Source organism: Rhizobium sp. FY34 (genome assembly GCF_005222845.1).
Taxonomy (GTDB): Bacteria; Pseudomonadota; Alphaproteobacteria; order Rhizobiales; family Rhizobiaceae; genus Neorhizobium.
The window spans coordinates 122,120-130,405 of the sequence record NZ_STFZ01000012.1 but is presented as its reverse complement, the minus strand read 5'-3'; the positions used below and the strand labels follow the sequence as shown (position 1 = coordinate 130,405).

General features: G+C 56.3%; 4 protein-coding genes. All 4 read right to left on the bottom strand.

The window, feature by feature from the left end:
• Window positions 1-658: 658 nt before the first annotated feature.
• The 4 genes from E8M77_RS10495 to zorA are packed head-to-tail and all read right to left on the bottom strand — an operon-like array spanning window position 659 to window position 8,157.
• A complete protein-coding gene (locus E8M77_RS10495) occupies window positions 659-3,625 on the bottom strand; it encodes a DEAD/DEAH box helicase (protein ID WP_137130583.1) in 2,967 nt (988 codons plus the stop codon).
• Window positions 3,625-5,049 carry an EH signature domain-containing protein gene (locus E8M77_RS10490; RefSeq protein WP_137130582.1) on the bottom strand — a complete coding sequence of 475 codons (1,425 nt, stop codon included), beginning with the start codon at window positions 5,047-5,049 and terminating at the stop codon, window positions 3,625-3,627. Before E8M77_RS10490 ends, E8M77_RS10495 begins: the two co-directional genes overlap by 1 nt.
• The gene (locus E8M77_RS10485) at window positions 5,046-5,990 is read right to left on the bottom strand and encodes an OmpA family protein (RefSeq protein WP_137130581.1); all 945 of its coding nucleotides are present in this window, start codon (window positions 5,988-5,990) and stop codon (window positions 5,046-5,048) included. Before E8M77_RS10485 ends, E8M77_RS10490 begins: the two co-directional genes overlap by 4 nt.
• A 7-nt stretch (window positions 5,991-5,997) precedes the next feature.
• Window positions 5,998-8,157 (bottom strand): anti-phage ZorAB system protein ZorA, encoded by a 2,160-nt coding sequence (zorA, locus tag E8M77_RS10480; protein WP_137130580.1) that lies wholly within the window; start codon window positions 8,155-8,157, stop codon window positions 5,998-6,000.
• Window positions 8,158-8,286 lie beyond the last annotated feature (129 nt).

Sequence of the window (8,286 nt, the reverse complement as noted above, 5' to 3'; positions counted from 1 at the left end):
GAGCCTGTAAAACGAACCAGAGCTTTGAGGCCATGATCTATATGGCAGCGGCTGTGATCAACTCACGATGAATCCCCACAGACCCTAGGGCGGAAATTATTTCCGCTGTGCGCCTTTGCTCGGGACTAGTTACAAGGTGAATGAACTGCTTCTGGCCCCATGGGGCAAGCGGCCACCCACACGCCCGGCGGCTGCGGGCCTTTAACGCAGCATTTGTAAGGTCACATTACGGAACTGACCTGCACACTCGGCCAGCCGGCAAGATTCTCCCGCGAGACAACTTTAGAATTTATCTTTCGACAAGAACACGCCATGACCGCTCATTGTTTCATTACGTGAATAAATTTGGTGCATATGGCTGAGCCTTTTCAACTCCTGCTGCAGCGTTGCGTTTCGATCGACCTGGAAGTTGATCCTGCAGCCGCCAGCATCTTTGATTTTGCGGCGGTGCGAGATGATGCTCGTCCTCGATCTTGGTAAACAAACGTGATCTCGTAACAGTCCTCGGTGACATACTTCGACATGACTTGCCTAATCTGTTCGCGGTGCGTCCCGGGCTGGCGAATGTTCTGCGATCACCGATAGACGCTCGATGGCTCAATCCGCTCGCATTTCCGCGTAATCCATGTGATTAGGCATCGAATAGGCATCGCCATTCTCACCCAACGACGTCCGCGAACAAGCCATCGACATCTCTTTCCGAAGTCGGTGGTGCAAGCATGTCTCGCGACAATGATCGCTTGCGCTCAAGTAAATCGTGCAGTTTTTGGTCGAATGACCCTGCTCCATGTGTGGGGTGGATCGCCATGGGCAGGTGAATGGTGACATCCTTGGTTTGGCCGATGCGGAAGGCGCGGTCGTTGCATTGGTCTTCGACCGCCGGGTTCCACCATCGGCTGAGGTGGATAACATGATTGGCCGCCGTGATCGTGAGGCCGATTCCCGCAGCTTTCGGTGAGAGGATGAGGAGATCGAAACCTGTGGGTGCTTTTTGGAAAGCGTCGACGATCTCCTGGCGCTGTCGGCCGACCATCGTTCCATTGATGACGGGTGGCCGCGCAGGGAGATTCAAATGCTCCGCGATCGCTGCTGCAAACGTCTGCTGCATGGCCCGGTCCTCAAGAAACACAAGCGCCTTCTCCGACCGGCCGCGGATGTCTTCAAGGAGAGTGATTGCCTTCTGCACCCGAGCAGAACTGTTGATCCACGACATGCGCCAAGCCGAATCATAAGCATTGGCCTCGCCTGTGCGATCAGGATGCAAGGATATGCCGCGGAGCAGATGGAGGGTATCCAGCATGCTCTTGCGGCTTTTCGAGCCCGCCTTTGCAGCCGCAACGGCTTTATCATAGGCCCTTGCCTGGCTCGCCGGCATCGCGACCGAGTATGGCATGATATGTTTGGCTGGCAGATCCTTTGCGACGTCATCCTTCATACGTCGCAACATGATGGCTGGTGCATTGCCCTGAGGCCGATCCATCTTCGCCTTGAGTTCGGCAAGGGCCTGCGGATCTTCAGCGCCATACGTGCGGGAAAAGCTCTTGAGATCTCCCAGATAGCCGGGGGCGATCCGATCCATGATGCACCATAGATCCTCCAGCCGGTTTTCGATCGGTGTTCCGGTCATGCCGAGAACAAAGTCGATGTTCATCGTCTTAGCGGTGTGGCTGTTGATCGAATCAGGCGACTTCACTTTCTGCATTTCGTCGAAGATTGCGATTGAATAGGCGATGCGCGCAAAGCTTCGGTGATAAAGGGCCAGTGTCTCATAAGTGGTGAGGATCCAGTCTGCTTGTCGCATATAGTCGACATCGAGCGCGTCCTCTTCGGTCCATCCGGCGCTTTTGCGGGTCTTGAGTGCTTTTAAGCCTGAGCCGAATGCCTCGACACAGGAACCAAGCTTTCCCGGCTTGAGATGAATGCCAGCCTCTTTTTTCCAGTTGTCAAGAAGGGACGTCGGAGCAACGATTATGATCGGGCCCTGCAGCGCCCGATAGGCGCCTCGTCTCGCCGCCATGTTGTCCCTGATCCAGGCGAGAAACGCGAGCGCCTGAAATGTTTTGCCAAGTCCCATATCGTCGGCGAGCAGCGCACCGGGCCAGCCTTGCGTCCAGCAACTGCAAAGCCAGTCAAAACCCTGAAGCTGATGTTGCTTGGGCTGTGTGCCGTTTATGCTCTGTGTTGGAAAGCCGCTGGGGATTAGCCTGCTTCGTTTCGCCAATCTGGATTGGAAATCGAGCTCCTCTAAGTTTTGCCTGATGATCAGGACGTCATTGTCCGGATCCTCGCGGGGCGCCCTGTCACCCTGCGGCTCGCCGGAATAGGACACGCCGTCTTCATCGAGCCTCGTGAGCATAGTTCGAACATCTGTGGTTGGATAAAGCTCTTGCTCGAAATTGATCTCCTCGGAGCTGTCCTGCTCCGCCTGGCCACATAGAACCTGTAGCTCCTCGATCTTGTCCGGAGTGGCATTGAGCGTCTTGCTGCCAATTCGCACGACGAAGTTTTCCGGCAGCCATTGGTTGGAATTTTTCTTGATCCAGGGCAGGCTTGGTTTTTGCCAGAGACCCAAGCCTTCGATCCGATCGGAATATTGCGCCGTCTCGACGAACAGGCTGGACGCGAGCACGTCGCCATCATCGCCCAGCGCTGCTGCGATACGGGTACGCGGGTTCTTCAGGAACTCTTTGCGGGTCTCGGCCGGTGCACCACGCATCTGTTTGACGACGTCAAGGGCGGTGCGCAGTGTTGGCTCCAGCAGAAGGTATGTGTTCTGGGCAACTACATAAGCCGCTTCGGTCCTGCCGGGGCGGGAGAGCGCCTGTTCGTAAAACGTGTCCTGGAGGATTGGCGGCAGAAGTGCATCAGCATCGTTGCTGCGTCTGTCGGTTTCCGGCGCCCAAGCCGCGGCATCGTCTCCATCGGTTTCCGGCGCATCATTGCCATCATCGACCTCGCCAAGCTCAGGCTCGACCGTCCGCGACATCAGCACCGGTAGGAAATCGGTTCCCTGCGTGGTTTCACGGACATCAAGGCCGAATGCTCCAGCCTGATAAATTGTCAGAGAACCCACAAACTTGTCGGCCTGCACATCGCTGCCAAGATACGTCGACAACTTATCCTGAATCTGCTGCCAGAAAGGAAGACGCTCGGCGAAGGGTAGGCCGGCGGAGTTGTTGTAGTCTCGTGCCGCGACATGGATTTCGTAGAGCGGACGAGACAATCGGGCCCAGTCGCCGCCCACGCGAATGAAGGGGCCGTGAAAGTCCGGTGTGATGGGCCGCGAATTCTGGTCCTGCCAGTTCAGGAGGAGGGTACTATCGGAGTTGTCGATCCGACCGCGCATGGAAAGGCTGACCGAAAGACCAATCAGTTTGGGCACGCCCAGCATATCGGCCTGCATCGCCGACAAAGACAAGATGAATTCTGGCTTAGCGAAGAGACCATCACCTGATGAAGCAAGCTCACCGGCTGCAACCGCATGCGATAGAAAGCGAAGGCCATTATCTCCAGCGGCAGCCTTGTCGCCCCACTGCTGATAGGGAATTACCTTCTTGCCGAGCAGACCCCGTTTTTCAAACTGGATAAGAGCGCCGTTATGCTGCGGTGTGCTTTTGAAACTCATTATCGGCCCTTCACTCCGTAGTCGCTCTCCTGCAAACGAGTGTTAGTCATACGATAAATTCGCTCAGCGACGATTCGCTGCCAACTGTAGGTTTTGGGCGAGCTGTGTGTTTTGACCAGATGGTGTGACGTCTCGGTGTCGTCCTTCGAGATCGTTACATCGTCCGAACTATAGGTTCTTTGGTAAAGCTTTGGCGCACTTCGCTCGGACGCATTGGACCAAATGTTTACCTTGCCATTGTGGCTCCAGTCGGCGACAATTCCTTGCCCTACCTCAAGGAGAAGCACAGCGTGTGTGCGCTGGATCTGTTTGGAGCCAGTGCTGACAAATGTGGCGAAGTCCACGTTCTTGCCAAAACGACTACGCGCCAATCGGGCACCATCCTCCGCGAAGACCACCCATGCGCCCCTGATGATGCCTTTCCGGTGTGCGGCTTCCCAGAACGCGCGTCGATATCGCCACATCTGAGCGTCGTTCGGATCCTTTACGGTGAGCCCCACGATATCAAGGAATTGCCGAAGCGACTGCTCCGTTAGCCAGGAGATGATCAATGCCTTGATGTGCGGAAAGCGTTCCCAGCGGCCGGGATAGGTTCGCGGATCCTTGAAAATCGAAACAATGAAATTCAAGAAGAGATCTTTAATCGCCTTCTCAGGCGACTTGCCGAGAAACGGTTTGATCAAGGCTTCGGCTATCTCCAGATCAAGTCCCTTAAAGACAAGCTCGTTCCGGCTATCGAGCGCGTATGATCTGACCATCTCCAGGCGCCTCATATGGTTGGGCTCCGCGCCGTTGCCGAGTTGCACCAGCAGGTTTCGGGTGATCGCCTCTGTGAAGCCGGACTGCGCGTCGAGCGCACCAAACCCGAGAGATCGCATCGCGTCAGAGGGCGAGATAGCCTGCCGCAACGCCAGCGCGGCGATATTCTTGGGGCCAAGGAGCGGATCGTAGAGTGCGTAGTCTTTGTGATATGACGCGAAAGGCTCGCCCCAGCGAACACTGCCTTGTTGCAAGATGGAGCTGATGGCCTCAAGTCCCGGCCTGTCTGGACGAAACTGTATCAAATAGACTGTAGCGAGCGTTCTGAAGAGCTTGCGCTTGTCGCTCCGATCCACTTCGTCGACAATTCGGCTCAGCACTGCGGGTTGGTCGGCCAGCGGCGTCCTAGCCTCCCACAGGCACCAAATAGCGTCGCGAAATTCCTTCGTCGACAAGGCATCGCCTGCCTGCAGCATCGGTAGCAGTCGCGCTGCAATTTCGTTGATGGATGCCAGGTCACGCTTTGCACGATCGTCAATGCCGGTTGCGCCAATTGATCGTGCTGCTTCATGCACGTAAGTGTATTTGGGTATCACGTCATGCCCTGTCAGCCCGGACGCGCGGGCTGACATGCCTGTGCAAGCTTCGCGAAATAGCCCAATCATCTAAGTGTCGCCGCCTCCCGCAGTTTCTCTATCTGTCCCTCCATGTCGTCAGTGAGACGGAGCACGTCTTTCAGTCGATCAGAAGGGTCAACCTGCATGACAAAGCGCATGTCGATACGCCGGTTCTTCTCCAACGCCTGTTGGGTGATTGCAGCGCCTTGTGCAGGAATCTCGGTTCCCGGTATCGGACGCGTCGAGGAGTAGCCTGAGACAGACAGGATTTCTTTCTTCTCCGGGTTTCTAAGCCCTCTCAGCGATGGCTCGAAGGCAGTTAGCGTTCGGTAAGTCTCGACAGCTCGTTCGGTCGATAGCTGCCAGTTCCGGCTATCGCCGGCCGGGGTCTCCGATCCCTGTCTGTCTGTGTGCCCCTCAATGAAAACGGTGTCGATTGCTGCGCCAGGCGCAAGCTGTTTGCAATCCGTGGCACTACTTGAGCCGACGCAACTTGTGTATTGCGGCAACACTCGCGCAAGTACTGCAGCGAGCTTTCGAACATTGTCTGCAGCCTGCGTGCTTAAGTTTGACTTGTCGCTGGCAAAGCGGATTGCATTTTCCGTCAGACGCAGAACGCCGTTTTCGCGATCGATCTGAACGTCGAGGCCCGTGGCCTTCAGTTCGCGCTCAAGATCGTTCAGCAATGCGGTCCGCTCGCGCTGCGACTGGCTGAGATCCTCAAGCTCTTGGTTTATCTCGGATCGCAAGCTATGGAGCTGCTCGCTTACCTGCCTGACCTTCTCTAGGACTTCTTCGATCTGCACTTTCGATTTATCGGCTTGCTGTTCGGATTCGTCGGTCTGCTTCTGGAACTGCAACGCGAAAACCATCAGCATGATGATGAAGATGAAAAGGATGCCGACCATCATGTCGGTCATCGACACGAAGTAATTTTCCTCTTCCTCTTCGACCGCCGGTTTGTCGGCGGCATCGTCAAATGCCAGCATGGCTCACTTACTCCGCCGCAGGCCGGACAGCCGATCGCAGGTCCGAGATCGAGCCAGAGAATTCATCGAAGGAATCGCTCATTTCCTTAACTGAGGAGGATAGCGTATTGACGGCATTGGCGAGCCCGCGGTCGATGTCGGTCGCATAGCGGCTCAACGTATCGCCCTGCCGCTCCGTTGCGGTCGCGAGGTCGCTGACCGATTTCGCAAGCGCTTCGTCGATGCGGGCGAACCGTGCTTCATAATTGCTCCAGATCGCGGCCATGCTCTCCGATTGGTCACGCAGGGATCCGTTCAATTGCTGTGACGCTGCCTGGCTTGCAGTGAGTGCCTCGACTGCCAAGCGAAGCGAACTTTCGAAGCTCGACGTTGCCGAAGCGATCTTTTCGCCAGACTGTAGCAACGGTGCAGATGCGGAGCGAATATCGGTTGCCGTCTTTGAAAACGCATCGGAGACAATGCGCGTTTGTGACGTCGCTTCCCCAAGCGCACTTGCCTGTGAAGAAAGTGCCGAATTTGATCCGCGCAATGCGCTTTCAAAGCGGTCTACTTCCTGACGGATAGTGGCAATTGCCTCGGCAAGGCCTGTCTTGATAGCTTCGGCGGCTCCCACCGCAACCGCGCTGACGGTCGACACCGCACTTTCCTGCGCCGTTCTGATCTGCTCCTGCGTCTTTGCCACGCCCTCCCGGAGGTCGCTGTCGAGAGAAGTCATGCTGCCGGTCAGGGTGCTGACCTGACTTTCCAGCTTCTCCATCACCCGGCCCATGGCCGCCTCGATCCGCTCCGAAGCGCCGCCCGCGGCGCGCCCAAGCTCCATGTCGACCTGCTCGCTCGCCTTGTCGAAAGTGGCCTTCATGGCAGCGAGAATCTCCGCAAGCCCATCGCGATTGCGGTTGGCACCGTCGTCCATTGAGCGGGCGGCGTCACTGACCAGACGGTTGAGGTTTTCCGCGGCATCGCTCATACGGCGCGCAAAATCTTCTCCAGAGCCCCGCACGCCGGTTTGCATGTCGGCGAGGGTTGCCTGCATGGCACCCAACGTTTCCGCAAGCTGGCGCAATTCCGTACCGGCGCTGCCCTGGACGCTCGAGGAGAACTGCGCGAGCATGTCGTTGATGCCGCTCTGACTGTTCTCCGTAATCTTGCCGAGCACACCCGTAATGCTGTCATTAATCGGCGCCATTGCCGACGCGAACGCCGACTGGATCTGCGGCTCCAACTGCCGACCCATTTGGGCAAAGAACTTGTCGCTATTGATTTCCTTCAGTTGATCCCGCTGTTCCTTGGCTGCTTCTGCGATCTCGATGGCAACCGATTGCGGTGGGACATATTTAAGCCTGCTCTCCGCAGCCTCACAAAATTTGTGCACGCTGGCCTCAAGCAAAATCGTATAGACCTTGAAGACGATGGACAGAAGAAGCGAGCAGCCGAGCCCAGCGATGGATGTGGTGAACTTGAAGGATGCGATCTGCAGGAGCTCGGTCATCGCCACCTGCATTTCGTCCACATTGCCTGCACTGGAAGCGCTTCCGGCTTTGTAGAGGGCCAGGACGATCCCTGCGAATGTCAGCAGCAAGCCGACGGCAACAAAATAGCCGGGAATGCTAGCCATCATCTTCAGGCCAAAAAGACGGTCCCGAATGGTACCGAAATGGATGAAGCTCTGAGGCCGCACCGTGTTCTTAATGAGCGGCGGCTCACCGGATGACGGTTTTATCAGGGTCTCATCGAATTCACGCCAGGCGTGGCCAAGCAGCTTGCTGCCTTCCAATTTGTGATAGATCGACTGGTCGTATTCCTTGGCAAAGTCTGTTGGTGTTTTTGGGCGTGAGACAACACGGCGAAGGTTGTATAGCGAGAGGATGATCGCAGCGACGTGGAGCAGTCCAAAAGCCACCATCAAGGAAATGGCCGCGGCAAAGATAAGCGACGCGAGGCTGAAGATGAAATCCGTCTGGCTCAGAGCGTCCAGCGCAGCTTTTGCCTCATTCGCGCCAACTTGGCCATTCAGCAACGCCAAACCATTACTTATGCGTTCGATGACCAAACCGATATCGAGCGGCGGCAACGCAAAGCTGAGCGCGAAGACAACCCCGATCGCTAACCCCCAAAATGCAACCAGCCTTACAAACCAGTTCCAGAACAAACTACCGAAATTCCTCATGCCCCTACCTTCGGCTTCACCAGAGGCTGGTTGGCCATTCGCCCCAGCGGCTCGATTTCCCTGAAAGACTGTGCGATGCAAACGCATCGGTTGTTTTCATGTCCCGCTAAATGCTGGAATTGTCCAGAT